Below are 18,706 nucleotides of genomic sequence, written 5' to 3'. Positions count from 1 at the left end.
CCGGCGATCTTGTAGGCTTCGGCCAGCGTCGGATAGTTGAAGGTGTTGTTGACGAAGAAATCGACTGTGCCGCCGAGATTGATCACCGCCTGGCCAATGTGAATGAGTTCGGTCGCGCCCTCGCCGACGATATGCGCGCCGAGCAGCCGGCGTGTTTCGATTGAGAACAAAAGCTTCAGGAAGCCGGTGTCGACGCCCATGATATGGCCGCGCGAGGTTTCGCGGAAGCGCGCCACGCCGACCTCATATGCGCCGCCGCTCTCGCGCACCTGCTCCTCGGACTGGCCGACGGTCGAGATTTCCGGCACGGCGTAGATGCCGTAGGGAAAGGTTTCCGGCGGCGGCGGCAAGGGCACGCCGAAGGCATGGCAGGCGGCCACCCTGCCCTGTTCCATCGAGGTGGAGGCGAGGCTCGGAAAGCCGATGACGTCGCCGGCGGCATAGATATTCGGCGCGCTGGTCCGGAAGGTCTGCGGATCGACCTTGATGCGGCCCCGGGAATCGGCCTCGATGCCGACCACGTCCAAGCCGAGCGCGCCGACATTGCCGGTGCGCCCCGCGGCATAAAGCACCATCTCCGAGCGTATGGTGCGGCCGTCGGCAAGCGTCACCTCGGCATAGTCGGGTTTCGAGGCGATCTCCTTGATCGCACTGCCCAGCCGGATGGTCATGCCGCGATCGCGCATCTGATGGATGAAATCGTCGACGATCTCGCGGTCGACGAAATCGAGGATGGTGTTGCGCGGCTCGACCAGCGTCACCGGCACGTCGAGCGCCGAAAAGATCGTCGCGTACTCGACGCCGATGACGCCGGCGCCGATCACCGTCAATGTGCGCGGCAGGCGCTCGAGTTCCAGCATCTCGTCGCTGTCGAAGATACGGGTCTTGTCGAAGGGCACGTCGCGCGGCCGGTGCGGGCGGGTGCCGACCGCGATCAGCGCATGCGCAAAACCGACTTCGCTGTAGTCGCCGGTTTCCGTCGTCAAGCTCGCCCTGTTGGGGCCAAGAAATTTGACCGCGGCGCGCGCGCTCTTGACCGTGTTGCGCATGAACTGGTGCTGCAGCACCTCGACCTCGTGGTCGAGCGTCTTGTGCAGGCGCTCAATCAGATCGCCGACCGAAATGTCCTGCTTGACCCGGTAGCCGCGCCCGTAGAAGCCGCGCTCGCGCCAGCCGGAGAGGTTGAGCACAGTTTCCCGCAGCGTCTTCGACGGGATGGTGCCGGTGTGCACGGAAACACCGCCAAGGCGCCGGCCCCTGTCGACCACCAGCACGGATTTGCCAAGCTTGGCCGACTGCACCGCGGCACGGCGCCCGGAAGGGCCGCTTCCAATGACCAGCATGTCATAATCCATGTCGCCCCGTCCCTCGCCCGCCTGATATGTTGCGGCGCAGCAAACTAACGCCATCCGCGCTACAAATTCAACCGATCCAGGCTAAAGCGCGTCGCGTTGGAATGGATTCATGCGACGCGCTTTAAGCTCTTGTTTCAATGCATGTCGTTATCGCAAAACCGCTGCGCACTTTTGCGCGACATGCATTCGGTTCGGCGCCGCTTCCGGCCGCATGCCGAAAACGGCTCGATCTTGATTCCGTCGCGAGACTTCACCATTTCAACACCAGGCGGCCCGCACCGTATCCCGGGCCTGATTACGAGGAAATGACATGAACGCGCGCGTTCTCGACGGCGAAATCATCACAACCAGGCTCGATGATGTCAGGGCCTATGACGGCGTGCGCACGCGGCGCATCCTTGCCTTCGTCATCGACTATTGCATCGTCTCGCTGCTCATCATTCCGTTCGCGATCCTGGTGTTCTTCCTCGGGATCTTGACGCTCGGCCTCGGTTGGATGTTGTTTTCCGTCCTCGTGCCGGCCGTCGCCATCCTCTACATCTGGAACACGCTCGGCAGCGCCGACCAGGCCACGACAGGCATGAAGATGATGGGCATCCGGCTCGACCGTCTGGACGGCACCCGCATCGACGGGCTGACGGCCGTGGTGCATTCGGTGCTGTTTTGGGCGGGCAACGTCATCCTGACGCCGCTGGTCCTTCTGGTGTCGCTGTTTGCCGACCGCAAGCGCACGCTGCACGACCTGCTATTGGGCACGGTGGTCAGCCGCAGTGACCGCTGAGGACAGCTTTCGCGAGTCTCCGGCGAGCGTTTATGTGCAAAGTGAAGGCGTCCGCTCGGCGCGCTTTCACAATCCTGTTGAATTTTTCGCTGCGCGCGCCAAAGGTATGATGATTCGCAGGAGTGTTTCCAAGGTTCGATGACGCAGCATCCAACCCAGTCGCCGCAGTTCTTCCTGACCGCGCCGTCCCCGTGCCCGTATCTTGAGGGCCAGTTCGAGCGCAAGGTGTTCACGCATCTGGTCGGCGACAAGGCGTCGGAGATGAACGACCTGTTGACGCAAGGCGGCTTCCGGCGATCGCAAAACATCGCCTACCGGCCGGCCTGCGAGACCTGCCGCGCCTGCGTTTCGGTGCGCATCCTGGCTCAGGAATTCACCGCCAGCCGCAACATGAGGCGGGTGATACAGCACAATTCAGACCTCATCGGCGCCATGCACGACGCGCAACCGTCCACCGAGCAGTATTCGCTGTTCCGCAGCTATCTCGATGCCCGCCACCGCCGCGGCGGCATGTCCGACATGACGGTGCTCGACTACGCCATGATGGTCGAGGACACGCATGTCGACACCAAGGTCATCGAATACCGGCGCCGCGGCCCCGACAGCTTCATCACCGGCAAGGGCCAGGGCGAGCTGATCGCGGTAGCCCTCACCGACAAGATGGCCGACGGCCTGTCGATGGTCTATTCCTACTTCAATCCCGACTTCGAGGACCGCTCGCTCGGCACCTTCATGATCCTCGATCACATCGCCCGCGCCAGGGCGATGGGCTTGCCCCATGTCTATCTCGGCTACTGGGTCAACGGCTCGCGCAAGATGAACTATAAGATGCGCTTCATGCCGCAGGAGCATCTCGGCCCAAAAGGCTGGGAACGCTACGACCACGAAGCGGTTTCGCGCTGAATAGTTTTTCCAAAATCCGATCTTAAGCTGTTTCACGGAGAGGATGCTGCTGGTTTTCGGCCGCTTGGCTGGAAGGACAGACGCTGGGCCAATTTTGCGCCGGCCTCCACATTCATTGCGAGAATTGCCACATGTCGTTCCACAACGATCACCAGAAGGGCCTTCTCATCACCGCTATCGGCGGCCTGACGCTGACCGTCGACATTCCACTGATCCGCCTGGCCGACGGCGGCGCATGGACGATCCTCCTGCTGCGCACCGGCACCACCTTGGTCGCGGCGCTGGTCATCTGGGCTGTCTGGCGCTCGCTGAGTCGGAACGCGCCGCAGCTCATCCCCGGCTGGTCCGGGCTCATTGTCGCCATATGCTACGGGCTGACCTCGGTCACCTTCGTCACCAGCATCTATTACACCACGACCGCCAATCTGGTCTTCATCCTGGCCTTCAACACCGTGTTCGCGGCACTGCTGTCCTGGGTGTTTCTGAAGGAGCGGCCGCGACTGGTCACCGTGGTTGCGATGCTGGTCATGATCCTCGGCGTCGCGATCATCGTCGGCGATTCGATCGGCACCGGGCACCTGTTCGGCGATCTCATGGCGCTGTGCTCGGCTTTCTTCATCGCCCTGGCCATCACCATCTCGCGCGCCAGCGGCAAGGACATGGGGTTCACATCGCTGATCGGCGTCATTCTGCCCCTGGCCGTCGCGGTGTTCATGGTCTCAGGCGAAGGCCTTCAGGTGAACGCGCCGTGGTGGATCATCTTCAACGGCGCCGTCATCATGCCGATCTCGTTCTTCTGCCTCGCCAACGGACCGAAATATGTTTCGGGACCGGAGGTGGCGATGTTCTATCTGCTCGAAACCGTGCTGGCGCCGGTCTGGATGTGGATGATCTTTGCCGAAACGCCGTCGCGCAACAGCCTGATCGGCGGCGCGATCCTGATCGTCACACTGGTCGCTCATTCGCTATGGCAGCTGCATGAGGGGCGCAGGCGCCGCGCAACCCTAGCCGTCAGTCACCCGGCCTGACTCTTCCTCGCGGCGGCGTGCTCTGCGACGATGTCGATCTGCGGCGGAGCACCTTCCAGGTCGTCCGGCGCCAGGGGGGCAAGCTCGTCGGCCAATTCCACCTCGCGCAGCCATTCGCGCCAGATCGCGACCAGCAATGCCATCAGCACCGGGCCGATGAACAGGCCGAGAAAGCCCATCGTCTTGACGCCGCCGATCAGGCCGAAAAAGGTCGGCAGGAACGGTAGCTTTATCGGGCCGCCGACCAGTTTCGGGCGCAATGTCTTGTCGACGATGAACAGTTCGACGGTCCCCCAGATGAACAGCGCCAACCCGGCCACCGGCGAGCCGCTGGCGGCGAGATAGATCGAAACAAGCGTGAAGGACAGCGGTGCGCCGCCGGGAATCAGCGCCATTATGCCGGTCAGGGCGCCGAGCGTCACCGGCGACGGCACGCCGGCCAGCCAGTAGGCCACGCCCAGCACCACCCCTTCGCCGATGGCGATAATGGTCATGCCGGTCACCGTCGAGGAAATCGTCGCCGGCACAACGCGTGAAATCCGCTCCCATCTGGTCGGCAGGATGCGTTCGCCGAGGCGGTCGATCTGCCCGGCGAAATGCTCGCCGTCGCGATAGGCAAAGAACAGCGCGATCATCATGAACAGCAGCGCCAGCAGAAGGCCGAAGGCGCTGCCGCCGGCGGCCAGCACGCCGCGGTAGATGCTGCCGATGTTGGCGCCGCTGATCAGCTGGATCAGTTCGCCGATGCCACCGGGATGGCCGAGATTGCGCGTCCACTGCTCGTTCAGCCACTCGCCCACCACAGGCAGCGTGGCGATCCAGTGCGGCGTCGCCGCGCCTTCGCGGTTGGTCTCGATCGCCCAGCCGACCCATTCGCGGACTTCGTTGGTGGCGTAGGCGCCGGCGAACGCGATCGGCACCACCAGGAAGGTGAGGATGAACAGGATTGCCAATGTCGCGGCGACCGTGCGGTTGCCGCCGACACCCGCGAGCAACCGCCGATAGAGCGGCCAGCTGGCAAAGGCAATGACGAGCGCGGCCAGTACCGGGACCAGGAAACCATGAAAGAAATAGACCCCGGCGGCGACGATCAGCACCAGGAGCCAGCGCGCCGCCGACAGCGGCGGAATGACGGCGGATCTGAGCGGTGTCGACAGGCCAAACAGGCGCTGCTGGCCTTCCGGTTTCCGAATCCTAGCTTCCTTCAAATGCCCATTTCTCCCAAACGGCTTATGCAGCGATACTTATGCACCGATATAGTGCAGCAATCGTGACGACATTCCAAATGTCTAGATATCTCCCCCTTGAGGGGGGAGATGGCCGGCAAGCCAGAGGGGGTCGCCGCGCATAAAGTGCCGGCGTCCTCAGTCCACAATAAGAGGTCGCGTCGGGACGTGCCGACCCCCTCTGTCGCCTTCGGCGACATCTCCCCCTCAAGGGGGGAGATTAACAGCTACCCAAACTTCCCCGTCCTCGGGAATCCCTTCGGCACCATGCGGCCGGCCGAGGCTCGGGCACCGATCCATTCGATCAGCTCTTCACGTGATTTGACGAAGGTGCGGTCGGCCGAATCCTGCCAGGAGAGACCGCTTTCGAGCGTGAAGGTCTTGAGGTCGAGGACGCCGCCGTCCTTGTATTTCTGCAGGCGAACGCCCTTGCCGCGACCCATCTCAGGGATCTCGGCGAGCGGGAAGACCAGCATCTTGCGATTCTCGCCGACGATGGCGAGATGGTCGCCGGCGACCGTCACGCAGCGCTGGGCCTCGTCGGGCGCCTTGACGTTCATCACCTGCTTGCCCTTGCGGGTGTTGGCGACGACCTCTTCTTCTGGCACGATGAAGCCATTGCCGTCATGTGACGCCAAGAGCAGCTTGCGCTTGGGATCATGGACAAAGGCGGTGACGATGTCCTGGTCGTTGTCCATGTCGACGATGATGCGGATCGGTTCACCATGGCCGCGGCCACCCGGCAGCCGGTCGGCGCCGATCGTGTAGAACTTGCCGCCGGTGGTGAAGACCAGCACCTTGTCGGTGGTCTGGGCGTGGAAGGCGAGCTTGAGGCTGTCGCCCTCCTTGAAGGTCAGCGTCGAATGGTCGGTCAGGTGACCTTTCATCGCCCTGAGCCAGCCCTTTTCCGAAACGACCACGGTGACCGGCTCGCGCTCGATCATGGCATGGGCGATGTCGGTCAGGTCATGCTCGGGCGCGTCGGCGAACTGGGTCCGGCGCTTGCCGAGCTCGGTTTCCGGCCCGAATTTCTCGCGGATGCTGGAGACTTCCCACTTGATAGTCGACCACTGCCTGGCGTCGGATGCAAGCAGCGCCTCGATCTGCTTCTTCTCGGTGGTAAGACCGTCGAATTCCTTGCGGATCTCGAATTCCTCGAGTTTGCGCAGGGCCCTGAGCCGCATATTGAGAATGGCTTCGGCCTGGTTGTCGGTGAGCGACCAGCGCGCCATCATCACTTGCTTGGGCTCGTCCTCCTCGCGGATGATCCTGATCACCTCGTCGATATTGAGATAGGCGATCAGATAGCCGGCGAGGATCTCCAGCCGCCTTTCGATCTCGCCGAGGCGATGCCTGGAGCGGCGGATCAGCACCTCGCGGCGGTGCTCCAGCCATTCCTTGAGCACGCCTTTCAGCGACAGCACGTTGGGTATCTTGCCGCGCGACAGGACGTTCATGTTGAGCGGAAAGCGGCTTTCGAGCTCGGTCAGCTTGAACAGCGATTCCATCAGGATGCCGGGATCGACCGAACGGCTCTTCGGCACCAGCACGACGCGGACGTCCTCGGCGCTCTCGTCGCGGATGTCCTCGAGCAGCGGCAATTTGCGCGCCATCAAAAGCTCGGCGATCTTTTCGATCAGCCGCGCCTTCTGGACGCCGTAGGGGATCTCGGTGACGACGATGCTCCAGGTGCCCCTGCCCTGGTCCTCCTGGCTCCATTTCGCCCTGACGCGGAAACCACCGCGACCGGTTTCGTAGGCCTCGAGGATCGAGGCACGGCTATCGACGATGATACCGCCGGTCGGGAAGTCCGGACCTTGCACGAAGTCCATCAATGTCGTCACCGGCGCATCGGGATGCTCGATCAGATGCAGCGCGGCGTCACAGAGCTCGGCGGCATTGTGCGGCGGGATCGAAGTCGCCATGCCGACTGCAATGCCGGACGAGCCGTTGGCGAGCAGGTTCGGGAAGGCGCCGGGCAGCACGACCGGCTCCTCGTCCTCCTCATTGTAGGTCGGCCGGTAGTCGACGGCATCCTCGGTGATGCCGGAGAGCAGCTCGGTCGCCACATCGGTCATACGCGCTTCGGTGTAGCGCATGGCGGCGGCGTTATCGCCGTCGATATTGCCGAAATTGCCCTGGCCGTCGACCAGGGGATAGCGCATGGAAAAATCCTGCGCCAGCCGCACCAGCGCGTCGTAGATCGACTGGTCGCCATGCGGGTGGAACTTGCCCATCACCTCGCCGACGATGCGGGCGCATTTGGCGAACCCCTGGTCGGGATTGAGCCTGAGCAGCCGCATGGCATGCATGATGCGGCGATGGACCGGTTTCAGTCCGTCGCGCACATCCGGCAGCGCCCGGTGCATGATGGTCGACAGCGCATAGGCGAGATAGCGCTCTTCCAGCGCTTTCTTCAGATCGACCGGCTCAATGTTGTCGCCGCCGCCATCGCCAGGCGGTAAAAGCCTTTTTCCCATGGGCTGGGACTAGCCGAGCGGGTGATTCGCGGCAAGAGGCGCTTGAATGTGAGGCGCCTTCTGCAACACGAACTGGCCGTGATGAAGCGCCGACCAACATCAATCTGTTACATCCCGCTTCTATCGCAAAGCACGACGGATCGGATTTGCCTTTCGCCATGGTTTTCGACCATTGTGCGGGAGAATGCCTTTTTCCCGTCCAGTTCGTCACGGAAGGGTGACGGCGCAAAGAATTCGAGAATAATTCAGGACACGCTCAGGGGACTCGCAATGACGATCAGACGGACGATACTCAACAAGCTCGCTTTTTCGACCTTCCTGCTGACGCTGCCGCTGAACGCGGCCTTCGCGCAGGATGCTGCGGTCGCCGACCGGCTGAAGGCGGCTCTCGCCGCCCAGGGCGTCGACATCTCATGGACTGGGGTGACGGGCGATGCCTCCAGCATGGTGCTGCAAGGCGTCGCCGTCAAACCGGCGGCCGAAAAGGAAGCGCTTAAGCTCGGCGACGTCACACTCGAAGGGGTGACCGATGCCAATGGCGGTTATGAAATCGAAACGGTCTCGACTGCGGCGTTCCAGCACAGCGAGGACGGCGTCACGCTCAACCTCAGTCCCTTCATCATCCACGACATGACGGTCCCGGCCGACGGCGCCACAGGGCCACTCGGCGAGCTGATGATGTACAAATCGGCAGAGCTCGACAACATGACGGTCAAGGTCGCCGACAAGACCGCCTTCTCGATGGACGGGCTTGCCATCGAAATCACGCCGCCGGCCGACGGCAAGGCGATGGAATTTTCCGGCACGACGGAAAAGTTCAATGCCGACCTGACGCTGATCGAGGATCCGAAGTCCAAGGACGTGATCAACGCGCTCGGTTACCAGAACATCACCGGGAACCTTGAAATGGAGGGCACCTGGCAGCCTTCGGACGGCAAGATGGAGCTGTCGAAATACGACATCTCCGTCGACAATGCCGGAACGCTCGGCATGACCTTCGGTCTCGGCGGCTACACGCTTGACGTCATCAAATCGCTGCAGGAGGCGCAGAAGAAGATGGCGGCGCAGCCCGAAGGCGCCGACAATTCGGCGCAAGGCATGGCCATGCTCGGCGTCTTGCAGCAGCTTTCGTTCAACAGCGCTTCGATCCGCTTCGACGACGATTCGCTGACCAACAAGGTGCTGGACTATGTCGGCAAGCAGCAAGGCATGTCCGGCAAGGATATCGCCAACCAGGCCAAGGCGATCGTGCCTTTCGGCATGGCGCAGCTCAACAATCCCGAATTGACGGCGCAGGTGTCGGCTGCGGTCGGCAAATATCTCGACGACCCGCAGAGCCTCGAGATCTTGGCCGAGCCGCCGGCAGCGGTGCCGTTCGCGCTGATCATGGCGGGCGCCATGTCCAACCCGGTGGACCTGACGAAGACGCTTGGCGTGACGGTCAAGGCGAACGAGGACTGAGCGAAACGGGCCTTAAAAGCGAAAAGCCCGGCAGCGATGCCGGGCTTTTTTGTGAATCAATAGAATCGGTTGCGGGAAGTTTTTAAGCTTCTTTCTTGGTCACAGCCACGCGCAGCGACAATTCGCGAAGCTGCTGTGGGCTGGCTTCGGACGGCGCGCTCATCAACAGGTCATAGGCCTGCTGGTTCATCGGGAACATCGTCACTTCGCGCAAGTTCTTGGCGCCGACCAGCAGCATGACGACACGGTCGATGCCGGCCGCCATGCCGCCATGCGGCGGCGCGCCATACTGGAAAGCGCGGTAGAGGCCGCCGAACTGCGCTTCGACAGTCTCACGATCCAGCCCGACGACTTCGAATGCCTTGACCATGGTTTCGGGCAGGTGGTTGCGGATGCCGCCGCTGGCGATCTCGAAACCATTGCAGACCATGTCGTACTGGAATGCCTTGATCCCAAGCAAATCCTCGCCGTTGAGCGCCTCGATGCCGCCCTGCGGCATCGAGAACGGGTTGTGGCCGAAATCGACGCGCTTCTCGTCCTCGTTCCATTCGTAGAAGGGAAAGTCGACGATCCAGCACAATTCGAAACGGTCGCGGTCGACAAGGTTCAGCTCCTCGCCGGCGCGGGTGCGTGCCGCGCCCGCGAACGAGACGAACTTTTTGGGGTCGCCGGCGACGAAGAAGGCAGCGTCGCCATCGGCAAGGCCGAGTTGCTGGCGGATCGCCTCGGTGCGCTCCTCGCCGATGTTCTTGGCGAGCGGACCGGCACCTTCGAGCTTTTCGCCTTCCTTGCGCCAGAAGATGTAGCCGAGACCGGGCTGGCCCTCGCCTTGCGCCCAGGAATTCATGCGGTCGCAGAAAGCGCGTGAACCGCCGGTCTTGGCCGGAATGGCCCAGACTTCGGCCTTCGGGTCATTGGCGAGGATGTTGGCGAACACCTTGAAGCCGGAATCGCGGAAATGATCGGAGACGGCCTGCATCTCGATCGGATTGCGCAGGTCCGGCTTGTCGGTGCCGTATTTGCGCATGGCGACGTCATAGGCGATGCGCGGGAACTCCTGCGTCACCGGCTTGCCGGCGGCAAAGGTCTCGAACACGCCGCGCATGACCGGCTCCATGGTCGCCAGCACATCGTCCTGCTCGACGAAGCTCATTTCCACGTCGAGCTGGTAGAATTCGCCCGGCAGGCGGTCGGCGCGCGGGTCCTCGTCGCGGAAGCAGGGCGCGATCTGGAAGTAACGGTCGAAGCCCGACACCATGATCAATTGCTTGTATATCTGCGGCGCCTGCGGCAACGCGTAGAAATTGCCCGGATGGATGCGCGACGGCACCAGGAAGTCGCGCGCGCCTTCCGGCGACGAAGCGGTCAGGATCGGTGTCGAGAATTCGGTGAAGCCGACCTCGCCCATGCGGTTGCGCATCTCGGCGATGATCTTCGTGCGTGCCACGATGTTCTTGTGCAGCGTGTCGCGGCGCAAATCGAGGAAGCGGTATTTGAGACGAATATCCTCGGGATAGTCCGGCTCGCCGAACACCGGCAGCGGCAATTCCTTGGCCGCCGACAGCACTTCGATCTCGCGCGCGAAAATCTCGATCTCGCCGGTCGGCAAATTGGCGTTGGCGGTCTCGGCCAGACGCGCCTTGACCTCGCCGTCGACGCGAATGACCCATTCGCCGCGCACGGTCTCGGCAACCTTGAAGGCCGGCGAATCCGGGTCGGCGACGATCTGGGTCAGGCCATAGTGGTCGCGCAGATCGATGAACAGCAGGCCGCCATGGTCGCGCACCCGATGCACCCAGCCCGACAGGCGAACGGAAGAGCCGACGTCGCTCTTCCTCAACTGGGCACAGGTATGGCTGCGGTAACGATGCATTGTCATTGGTAAGTCCGGATGTTGATTGCGGCCAAGGCATGATGGCCTGGCCCGAAAATTTGCGCGAAAAGCACATGAGAGGCCGCCTTTGTCAAGGCAGGCGGCGAACGGGCAGCATCTCAGGTTGGACTTCGGCTTCGCCCGAGGCCTTCTGAAAAGTCCACGCCACGGTTAAAGCGTAGAGTTTGCTCTGCTTTGATCGTGATTGAAGTGGTCAAGCCGTGTACAATGGCCGTCACGTTGATGGGAGGACGACCATGCGCATTCGCACATTGACTGTCCTGGTGACGCTGCTTGTCGGCACTTGCACATTTGCGCACGCTCAGCAGACAAAGCCGATGTCAATCGAGGTGTTTCCTTTCGAATTGGAGGACAAGAGCGCTGGGGCGGGAATAATCCCCCCGGATGAACACGATAAGCGCTATCTGTCCGAGTCGGCGCAAATGGCGAAGGACATGCTCTCCAAGTCCGGGCGTTTTACGATCGTCGATATGCCAGCGAAGGATGAGCAGGCGGGTGCGCCGCACGGCTTGCGCAACTGCGGGGGCTGTGAAGGCAAAATTGCCAAAGAGCACGGCGCATCTCTTGCCTTGCTCGGTGTCGTAACGCGCGTCAACCGAACAGAGCATACTATGTTCATTCGCATCCTCGACGCTGAAACCGGGAAACCTGTTTTGCAAGGCTTTACCGATCTTCGCATGGGTGCGAACTACGCGTGGCCCCGCTCCGTGAAATGGCTGATGACAAACAGAATCCTGCGGTAGGGCGGACAGCCACCCCAGTGCGCCATCGGGAGTGCGAAAGACCGCTCCCAAGCCAAATTCAAGCTGAGATACTGATTGCCGGTGCTGGCCCGCTAATCGCCGGGAATTGCCGCTGGCATTGGCGCAGGCGATGGTTCAAGAAGGGTCAACGACAGGCCTTCCTTCATGTCCTCCATGCGCCCGCTGATCCCGCTCCTTATTGCCGCCGGCATCCTGCTCGGCGGCAACGGCCTGCAGAGCACCCTGATCGCGCTGCGCGGCGCGCAGGAGGGATTTTCGGCCTCGACCATCGGCCTGATGGGCACGTTCTATTTCGCCGGCTTCCTGCTCGGCTGCCTCGCCGTCACTCACATCATGAAGGCCGTCGGCCATGTGCGCGCCTTTTCCGCGCTCGCGGCGATCGCTTCGGCGGGAACATTGCTTTTGGTGCTGGTCGTCGACCCAGTCATGTGGTGCGCGTTGCGCCTCGCCGGCGGGTTCTGCTTCGCCGGCCTGTTCACGATCATGGAAGCCTGGCTCAATTCCGGGGTCGCCAACAAGGACCGTGCGCGGGTGCTGGCCATCTACCGGATGGTCGACATCGGTTCGGTCACAGGCGCACAGTTCCTGATCCCGATCGTCGGCGCCGGCGGTTTCGCCATCTTCGCCATCATGTCGATCATGATTACGCTCTCGCTGGTGCCGGTGTCGCTCGGTGACCGCTCCAACCCGACCCCGCCGGAAGACGTCAAGCTCGACCTGGCCCGCGTCTGGCGGATTTCGCCGCTCGGCTGCTTCGGCTGCATCGCCGTCGGCGTCACCAACAGCGCCTTTCGCACATTGTCGCCGGTCTATGCCGAGCAGATCGGCATGTCGGTCACCGACGTCGTCACCTTCGTCAGCGTCGGCATCTTCGGCGGCGCCATCATCCAGTATCCGCTCGGCTATCTGTCCGACCGCTGGGACCGGCGTTCCGTGCTGCTGATAACGACCTGCTGCGCGATGCTCGTATCGCTGGCGCTGGTGTTCTGGGCGCACAGCGACCCGTCCCTCAACTTCGTGATCGTCTTCATCTTCGGCTGCTTCGCCATGCCGCTCTACTCGCTATCGGCGGCGCATTCCAACGACCGCGCCGACAAGGGCGAGTTCGTGTTGATCAACGCGGCACTGATGCTGTTCTATTCCTTCGGCGCCATTGGCGGGCCGTTCGCCGCCTCGACGGCGATGCAGTATTTCGGGCCAAGCGCGCTGTTCGTGTTCACCGCCGTCGTCTACGCCATCTTTGTCGTCGTCATCCTGTACCGGATGCAGGTGCGGTCCGGCGTACCGGCCGGCCATCGCAGCCGGTTCATCGGCCTTTTGCGTACATCGACGGTCTTCGCCCGGCTGGCCAAGCGCAACGATGATTCCGATGGGCCTGCGAAGCAATGATGACGGCCCCATATGTCTTGAACCCGGGACTCCGGCTTGACGAAAGCCCGCGCGGCTGAAATTGAAGGAGATCTTACCCTTTGCCAAAAGCGATTTGATGCACGTCATCACCACCCAAGAAGAACTCGAGACCGCTGTCGCCGCGTTCGAAAAGTCGGATTTCGTCACCGTCGACACCGAATTCATTCGCGAGACGACCTTTTGGCCGATCCTCTGCCTGATCCAGATGGCGGCGCCCGGCGTGACGGCGCTGATCGATCCGCTGTCACCCGACATCGACCTCAAGCCGTTCTTCAGGCTGATGGCCAATGAGGCCGTCGTCAAAGTCTTCCATGCGGCGCGCCAGGACATCGAAATCATCGTTCATCTCGGCGATCTGGTCCCGCATCCAGTGTTCGACACCCAGGTGGCGGCGATGGTTTGCGGCTTCGGCGACAGCGTCTCCTATGACCAGCTCGTCCAGAAGATAACCGGCGCCCGGCTCGACAAGTCCTCGCGTTTCACCGACTGGCGCCACCGGCCGCTTTCCGAGAAGCAGCTCGACTACGCGCTTGCCGACGTCACCCATCTGATCGAGGTCTACCAGCACCTCAGCGCCGAGCTGGTGCGCGAGAACCGCGCCCATTGGCTGAACGAGGAGATGGAAATTCTGACCGCGCGCGAAACCTACGATCCGCATCCGGAGGACGCCTGGAAGCGGCTGAAGATGCGGCTGCGCAAGCCGCAGGAGCTGGCGATCGTGCAAGCGGTGGCGGCATGGCGCGAGCGCGAGGCGCGCGAACGCGACGTGCCGCGCGGCCGGGTGCTCAAGGACGACGCCATCTACGAGGTGGCGCAGCAGGCGCCGCGCGATGCGGCAGCACTCGCCAAGCTGCGCACCACGCCGAAGGGCTGGGAACGCTCAGTGACGGCAACGGCGCTGCTTGGCGCGGTCAACACCGCGCTTGCCTTGCCCAGGGAAGAGATGCCGAAGCTGCCGAAGAGTTTTCAGCCGCCCGAAGGCTCCAATGCCGCCGCCGAACTGCTGAAAGTGCTGTTGCGGATCGTCGCCGAAAAGGAGGGCGTCGCTTCGAAGGTGCTGGCCTCCAGCGACGACATCGACCGCATCGCCGCCGAGGGCGAGGCTGCGGACGTGCCGGCCTTGCAAGGCTGGCGACGCGCCGTGTTCGGCGAGGCCGCGCTCAAGCTGGTGCGCGGCGAGATCGCGATCAAGTTCGACAAGCGCAAGATCGCAGTGTTCGATTTGTAGCTTCTGCCACACCTTCTCCCCTTGCGGGAGAAGGTGGATCGGCGCGCAGCGCCGAGACGGATGAGGGGTGCTGGAAGAAACGCGACGAGAAAACATCGAAGGATTTCTGTCGCTTACGCCTTCAGCGTAGCGATCCTTCCAACACCCCTCATCCGACCGAGCTTCGCTCGGCCACCTTCTCCCACAAGGGGGAGAAGGGGAGTCGGCGCTAGCTTACTTCAGCACTTTGCCATCGGTCCCGAACCGATAAGTCTTCGCCGGATCCGGCGTCGCATAAAGCGTAGCACCTGGTTCGGCATTGTAGACGCCGAAGATACGCACGGTGATCAGGCCGGCCTTCTCGCAATCGAGATAAAGATTGGTGTCGGCGCCGAGATGCTCGGCATGGACGACCGTGCCCTTCCAGGCGCCGGATTTCGGATCGACGGTCAGGTGTTCTGGACGGACGCCGATGGTCTTGGCCGTCTCGCCAAGCCTGGCGCCGTCAATGAAATTCATCTTCGGTGAGCCGATGAAGCCGGCGACGAATTCATTCGCCGGCGAATTGTAAAGCTCCATCGGGCCGCCGATCTGCTCGATCTTTCCCGCGTTGAGCACGACGATTTTGTCGGCTAGCGTCATCGCCTCGACCTGGTCATGGGTGACATAGATCATCGTTGCCTTCAGCCGGCGATGCAATTGCGCGATCTCCAGCCGCGTGTTGACGCGCAGTGCTGCATCGAGGTTGGACAGCGGCTCGTCGAAGAGGAAAAGCTTGGGCTCACGCACCACGGCGCGGCCGATGGCGACGCGCTGGCGCTGGCCGCCGGACAGCTCGGCCGGCCGCCTCTGGAGATAAGGTTCCAGCGATAGCATCGAGGAAGCGATGCCGATGCGGCGGTCGATCTCGGCCGCCGGCGTGCCCGCCTGCTTGAGGCCAAGGCCCATATTGTTCTTCACCGTCAGATGCGGGTAGAGCGCGTAGGTCTGGAACACCATGGCGATACCGCGCTTGGCTGGCGGCGTCGCGGAGACGTCCGCCCCGTCGATCACCACACGTCCCGAGGTCGAATCCTCCAGTCCGGCAATGACCCTGAGCAGCGTCGATTTTCCGCAGCCGGAGGGGCCGACGAAGACGACGAATTCGCCATCGGTCACTTCGAGGTTGATGCCCTTCAGCACCTCGACCGGCCCAAAGGCCTTTTTCACATTCTCGATGTTCAGCGAGCCCACGGCTTCGTCCCTGTTCTAGAGTTTGACTGGTCTAGAGTCTGATTGGGGCGCCGCTGCGAACGCTCTCGTCGGCGGCAAGGCAGACGGCGAGCGACTTCACTGCGTCGTCCATGTGGCGGGTCAAGTCGAGATCCTCGCGGATCGCCTTGAGCAGAAAGGCCTGTTCGAGATCGCAGAGATCCTGATGGCCAGGCTCACCCTCCATCGACAGCATCTCGTCCGGCTTGGCGAACTTGCCGTCCGTCCTGGTCGCGGCACTGTGCAGGCGGATGGTCGAGGTCTTGGTGTGGGTGTCGATGTCGTCGGATTTGACGCCGTCTTTCATGACGATCGACACGCAGCCATTGGGCGAGATCACATCCTTCACGAAAAAGGCCGTCTCCGAGATCATCGGCCCCCAGCCGGCCTCGTACCAGCCGACCGAACCGTCGTCGAACAGCACCTGCAGATGACCGTAATTGTACATCGTGGGCGCGATCTCGTCGGTCAGCCTCAGCCCCATGCCGCGTACCTCGACCGGCCTGGCGTCGGTGATCTGCAGCATCACGTCGAGATAGTGCACGCCGCAATCGACGATCGGCGACGTCGTCTGCATCAACTGCTTGTGCGTCTCCCAGCTTTGGCCGGAGGATTGCTGGTTGAGGTTCATGCGGAACACGTAGGGGCCGCCCAGCTTCCGCGCCTCGGCGATCAGCCTTATCCAGGACGGGTGATGGCGCAGGATGTAGCCGATCACCAGTTTTTTGCCATTGGCCTTGGCCGCGGCGATCACGCGTTTGGCATCCGCCACCGTCGTCGCCAGCGGCTTTTCGACAAAGACATGGCAGCCGGCCTCGAACGCCTTGATCGCATAGTCGGCATGGCTGTCGGAATAGGTGGCAATGCAGGCGACATCAGGTCTTTCGTCGCGCAGCACCTCGTCGAAGGAGCGCCTGATATCATAGCCGGAAAGCCCGGCCGGCAGCGGCACGTCCGAGCGGTTGACCAGCGCGGCGATCTGGAATCCCGGATTGGTGTGATAGGCCAGCGCATGGCTGCGGCCCATATTGCCAAGCCCGGCGACGACGACGCGAAGAGGTTTTTCCGAATTCACTTGACCGCTCCGGAAGTAATGCCGCGAATCAGCTGCCGCGAGAAGATGACGTAGAGGATCAGCACCGGCATGATCGCCAGCGAAAGTGCGGCCAGGATCGCGTTCCAGTTGGTGACGAATTGGCCGAGGAACAGCTGCGCTCCGAGCGTCACCGTCTTGGTCTCCTCCGACGGCGCCAGGATCAGCGGAAACCACAGATCGTTCCAGATCGGGATCATGGTGAAGACGGCGACCGTCGCCATGGAAGGCCGCACCAGCGGCAGCACCAGCCGGAAGAAGATCGTGTATTCGGACAGGCCGTCGATGCGTCCGGCATTCTTCAAATCGTCGGACACCTGCTTCATGAATTCCGACAGGATGAAGACGGCAAGCGGCAGGCCTTGCGCGGTGTAGACGAGGATCAGCGCCGTCAGCGTGTTGACTAGCCCGCTCGCCACCATCAACTGCAGGATGGCGACGGTGCCAAGGCGGATCGGGATCATGATGCCGAGCGCGAGGTAAAGCCCCATCAGCGAATTGCCGCGGAAGCGGTATTCCGACAGCGCGAAGGCCGCCATCGCGCCGAACAGCAGCACGAAGAACAGCGAGGCGACGGTGACGACAAGGCTGTTCTGGAAATAATGGATGAAATCGCCCTGCCCGATGACGGTGGTGTAGCCGATCAGGTCGAAGGTTTTTGGCGTCGGCGGCGCCAGCGGTGCGCCGAAGATCGCCGCGCGCGACTTGAACGAATTGACGATGACGATGATCACCGGAAACAGCGCAATCACCGTGTAGGTCAACAGCACCGCATGGGCGCCGATTGTGCGGGGCAGGGAGTGGGTTGCCGTGCTCATGTCTGGCCCCCTCAGAACTGGTAGCGACGCAGACGCGTCTGGACGAGGAAGAGATAGACGCAGACGCCGCCAAGGATGATCAGGAACATCATCGTGGCGATCGCCGCGCCCATGTTGGGATCGCCGACCTGCAACTGGAAACCGAAGAAGGCGCGATAGAGGAAGGTGCCCAGGATATCGGTCGAATAATTCGGCCCGGCCAGCGCGCCTTGCGCGGTATAGATCAGGTCGAAGGCGTTGAAATTGCCGACGAAGGTGAGGATCGAGATGATGCCTATCGACGGCAGGATCAGCGGCAGCTTGATCTTCCAGAATTGCGACATGCCGGTGATGCCGTCGCATTCGGCCGCTTCGATCACCTCCTCGGGGATGGACAGCAATGCCGCATAGATCAGCATCATCGGAATGCCGACGAACTGCCACACCGAGATCAGGCTGAGCGTGGTCAGCGCATATTGCTCCTTGCCCAACCATGGCGTGAACAGGCTTTTGAGGCCGACAAGATCCATCAGATTCGGCGCCACGCCCCATAGCGGCGACAGGATCAGCTTCCAGGCGAAGCCGACGATGACGAAGGACAGGATCGTCGGCACGAAGATTGCCGTACGGTAGAAGGCGGAGAATCTAAGTCGCGGGCTGGACAGCAGTGCGGCCAGCAGGACGCCGATGGGATTCTGCACGACCATGTGGATGATGAAGAACCAGACGTTGTTGCGCAGGGCGTTCCAGAAATTGACCGACCAGTTGGGATCGCCGAACAGCCTGCGGAAGTTTTCCAGCCCGACGAAAACCTGGGACTGGTCGATGTTGCGGAACAGCGAGAGCTGCAACGTGCCGGCCAGCGGCAGGATCATGATCGCCGTATAGACCAGCACTGCCGGCGCCAGGAAGACGACGATATGCCAGCGGAACGGTCGTTTCGGTGCTGCGGCCATGCGTTCGGTCCCGCCGATCAGGTTCTTTGCGATGCTTTCGACGGCAATGCTGCCCCTCACCCTTACCCTCTCCCCGTGAAGGACGGGGAGAGGGTAAGGG

Annotated in this window: 15 protein-coding genes; 7 read left to right on the top strand and 8 right to left on the bottom strand. The window is 62.2% G+C overall.

Annotation, left to right across the window (positions count from 1 at the left end; translation table 11 throughout):
- Window positions 1-1,355 (bottom strand): Si-specific NAD(P)(+) transhydrogenase (gene sthA / locus E5W87_RS08960; RefSeq protein ID WP_292396134.1); only part of this gene is annotated, 1,355 nt, incomplete at its 3' end.
- 310 nt (window positions 1,356-1,665) lie between these two features.
- On the opposite strand from sthA, the gene E5W87_RS08955 reads away from it, so the two are divergent.
- The 3 genes from E5W87_RS08955 to E5W87_RS08945 all read left to right on the top strand — a co-directional run bounded on the left by E5W87_RS08955 (window position 1,666) and on the right by E5W87_RS08945 (window position 4,067).
- The gene (locus E5W87_RS08955) at window positions 1,666-2,136 is read left to right on the top strand and encodes an RDD family protein (RefSeq protein WP_292396131.1); all 471 of its coding nucleotides are present in this window, start codon (window positions 1,666-1,668) and stop codon (window positions 2,134-2,136) included.
- A 138-nt stretch (window positions 2,137-2,274) separates the two neighbouring features.
- Window positions 2,275-3,039, top strand: coding sequence for an arginyltransferase (locus E5W87_RS08950; protein WP_095485737.1), 765 nt, complete (start codon window positions 2,275-2,277; stop codon window positions 3,037-3,039).
- Window positions 3,040-3,170: 131 nt separating this feature from the next.
- The gene (locus E5W87_RS08945) at window positions 3,171-4,067 is read left to right on the top strand and encodes a DMT family transporter (RefSeq protein WP_292396128.1); all 897 of its coding nucleotides are present in this window, start codon (window positions 3,171-3,173) and stop codon (window positions 4,065-4,067) included.
- On the opposite strand, the gene E5W87_RS08940 is transcribed toward E5W87_RS08945, so the two are convergent.
- Complete coding sequence (locus tag E5W87_RS08940) at window positions 4,055-5,275, bottom strand: AI-2E family transporter (RefSeq protein WP_292396125.1); 1,221 nt, start codon at window positions 5,273-5,275, stop codon at window positions 4,055-4,057. The two genes, E5W87_RS08945 and E5W87_RS08940, sit on opposite strands and share 13 nt — an antisense overlap.
- 245 nt (window positions 5,276-5,520) lie before the next feature.
- Entirely contained in the window at window positions 5,521-7,773 is a 2,253-nt protein-coding gene (gene parC / locus E5W87_RS08935; RefSeq protein ID WP_292396122.1) for a DNA topoisomerase IV subunit A, read from the bottom strand.
- 270 nt (window positions 7,774-8,043) lie between these two features.
- Here parC and E5W87_RS08930 point away from each other — a divergent pair, with 270 nt between their 5' ends.
- Window positions 8,044-9,234: a hypothetical protein gene (locus E5W87_RS08930; RefSeq protein WP_292396119.1), complete on the top strand. Its 1,191-nt coding sequence runs from the start codon at window positions 8,044-8,046 to the stop codon at window positions 9,232-9,234.
- Window positions 9,235-9,316: 82 nt separating this feature from the next.
- Here E5W87_RS08930 and aspS read toward each other — a convergent pair whose 3' ends face one another.
- The gene (gene aspS / locus E5W87_RS08925; protein ID WP_292396213.1) at window positions 9,317-11,107 is read right to left on the bottom strand and encodes an aspartate--tRNA ligase; all 1,791 of its coding nucleotides are present in this window, start codon (window positions 11,105-11,107) and stop codon (window positions 9,317-9,319) included.
- A 257-nt stretch (window positions 11,108-11,364) separates the two neighbouring features.
- Here aspS and E5W87_RS08920 point away from each other — a divergent pair, with 257 nt between their 5' ends.
- The 3 genes from E5W87_RS08920 to rnd all read left to right on the top strand — a co-directional run bounded on the left by E5W87_RS08920 (window position 11,365) and on the right by rnd (window position 14,530).
- The gene (locus E5W87_RS08920; protein ID WP_292396116.1) at window positions 11,365-11,871 is read left to right on the top strand and encodes a DUF3280 domain-containing protein; all 507 of its coding nucleotides are present in this window, start codon (window positions 11,365-11,367) and stop codon (window positions 11,869-11,871) included.
- Window positions 11,872-12,036: 165 nt separating this feature from the next.
- The gene (locus E5W87_RS08915; RefSeq protein WP_292396113.1) at window positions 12,037-13,281 is read left to right on the top strand and encodes an MFS transporter; all 1,245 of its coding nucleotides are present in this window, start codon (window positions 12,037-12,039) and stop codon (window positions 13,279-13,281) included.
- 97 nt (window positions 13,282-13,378) lie between these two features.
- Window positions 13,379-14,530 carry a ribonuclease D gene (rnd, locus tag E5W87_RS08910; protein ID WP_292396110.1) on the top strand — a complete coding sequence of 384 codons (1,152 nt, stop codon included), beginning with the start codon at window positions 13,379-13,381 and terminating at the stop codon, window positions 14,528-14,530.
- A gap of 213 nt (window positions 14,531-14,743) precedes the next feature.
- Here rnd and E5W87_RS08905 read toward each other — a convergent pair whose 3' ends face one another.
- From E5W87_RS08905 to E5W87_RS08890, 4 genes are read right to left on the bottom strand one after another with little or no spacing between them, the layout of a single operon-like run.
- On the bottom strand, window positions 14,744-15,742 hold the full coding sequence (locus E5W87_RS08905; protein ID WP_292396107.1) for an ABC transporter ATP-binding protein: 999 nt from the start codon (window positions 15,740-15,742) through the stop codon (window positions 14,744-14,746).
- Window positions 15,743-15,773: 31 nt separating this feature from the next.
- Window positions 15,774-16,835, bottom strand: a complete 1,062-nt coding sequence (locus E5W87_RS08900) for a Gfo/Idh/MocA family oxidoreductase (RefSeq protein ID WP_292396102.1) — start codon at window positions 16,833-16,835, stop codon at window positions 15,774-15,776.
- Entirely contained in the window at window positions 16,832-17,671 is an 840-nt protein-coding gene (locus tag E5W87_RS08895; RefSeq protein WP_292396099.1) for a carbohydrate ABC transporter permease, read from the bottom strand. The genes E5W87_RS08900 and E5W87_RS08895 overlap by 4 nt, the downstream gene beginning before the upstream one ends.
- Window positions 17,672-17,682: 11 nt before the next feature.
- Window positions 17,683-18,606, bottom strand: a complete 924-nt coding sequence (locus E5W87_RS08890) for a carbohydrate ABC transporter permease (protein ID WP_292396211.1) — start codon at window positions 18,604-18,606, stop codon at window positions 17,683-17,685.
- Window positions 18,607-18,706 lie beyond the last annotated feature (100 nt).

It is taken from the genome of Mesorhizobium sp. (assembly GCF_004962925.1).
GTDB lineage: Bacteria > Pseudomonadota > Alphaproteobacteria > Rhizobiales > Rhizobiaceae > Mesorhizobium.
The sequence above is the reverse complement of the archived record's forward strand: the minus strand, read 5'-3'. Positions and strand labels throughout refer to the sequence as shown.

What these genes read in the sequence shown, in the direction of transcription:
- E5W87_RS08955 (WP_292396131.1), top strand. Translation starts at nt 1,666, where the DNA reads ATGAACGCGCGCGTTCTCGACGGCGAAATCATCACAACCAGGCTCGAT.
- E5W87_RS08950 (WP_095485737.1), top strand. Translation starts at nt 2,275, where the DNA reads ATGACGCAGCATCCAACCCAGTCGCCGCAGTTCTTCCTGACCGCGCCG.
- E5W87_RS08945 (WP_292396128.1), top strand. Translation starts at nt 3,171, where the DNA reads ATGTCGTTCCACAACGATCACCAGAAGGGCCTTCTCATCACCGCTATC.
- parC (WP_292396122.1), bottom strand. Translation starts at nt 7,773, where the DNA reads ATGGGAAAAAGGCTTTTACCGCCTGGCGATGGCGGCGGCGACAACATT.
- E5W87_RS08930 (WP_292396119.1), top strand. Translation starts at nt 8,044, where the DNA reads ATGACGATCAGACGGACGATACTCAACAAGCTCGCTTTTTCGACCTTC.
- aspS (WP_292396213.1), bottom strand. Translation starts at nt 11,107, where the DNA reads ATGCATCGTTACCGCAGCCATACCTGTGCCCAGTTGAGGAAGAGCGAC.
- E5W87_RS08920 (WP_292396116.1), top strand. Translation starts at nt 11,365, where the DNA reads ATGCGCATTCGCACATTGACTGTCCTGGTGACGCTGCTTGTCGGCACT.
- E5W87_RS08915 (WP_292396113.1), top strand. Translation starts at nt 12,037, where the DNA reads ATGTCCTCCATGCGCCCGCTGATCCCGCTCCTTATTGCCGCCGGCATC.
- rnd (WP_292396110.1), top strand. Translation starts at nt 13,379, where the DNA reads ATGCACGTCATCACCACCCAAGAAGAACTCGAGACCGCTGTCGCCGCG.
- E5W87_RS08895 (WP_292396099.1), bottom strand. Translation starts at nt 17,671, where the DNA reads ATGAGCACGGCAACCCACTCCCTGCCCCGCACAATCGGCGCCCATGCG.
- E5W87_RS08890 (WP_292396211.1), bottom strand. Translation starts at nt 18,606, where the DNA reads ATGGCCGCAGCACCGAAACGACCGTTCCGCTGGCATATCGTCGTCTTC.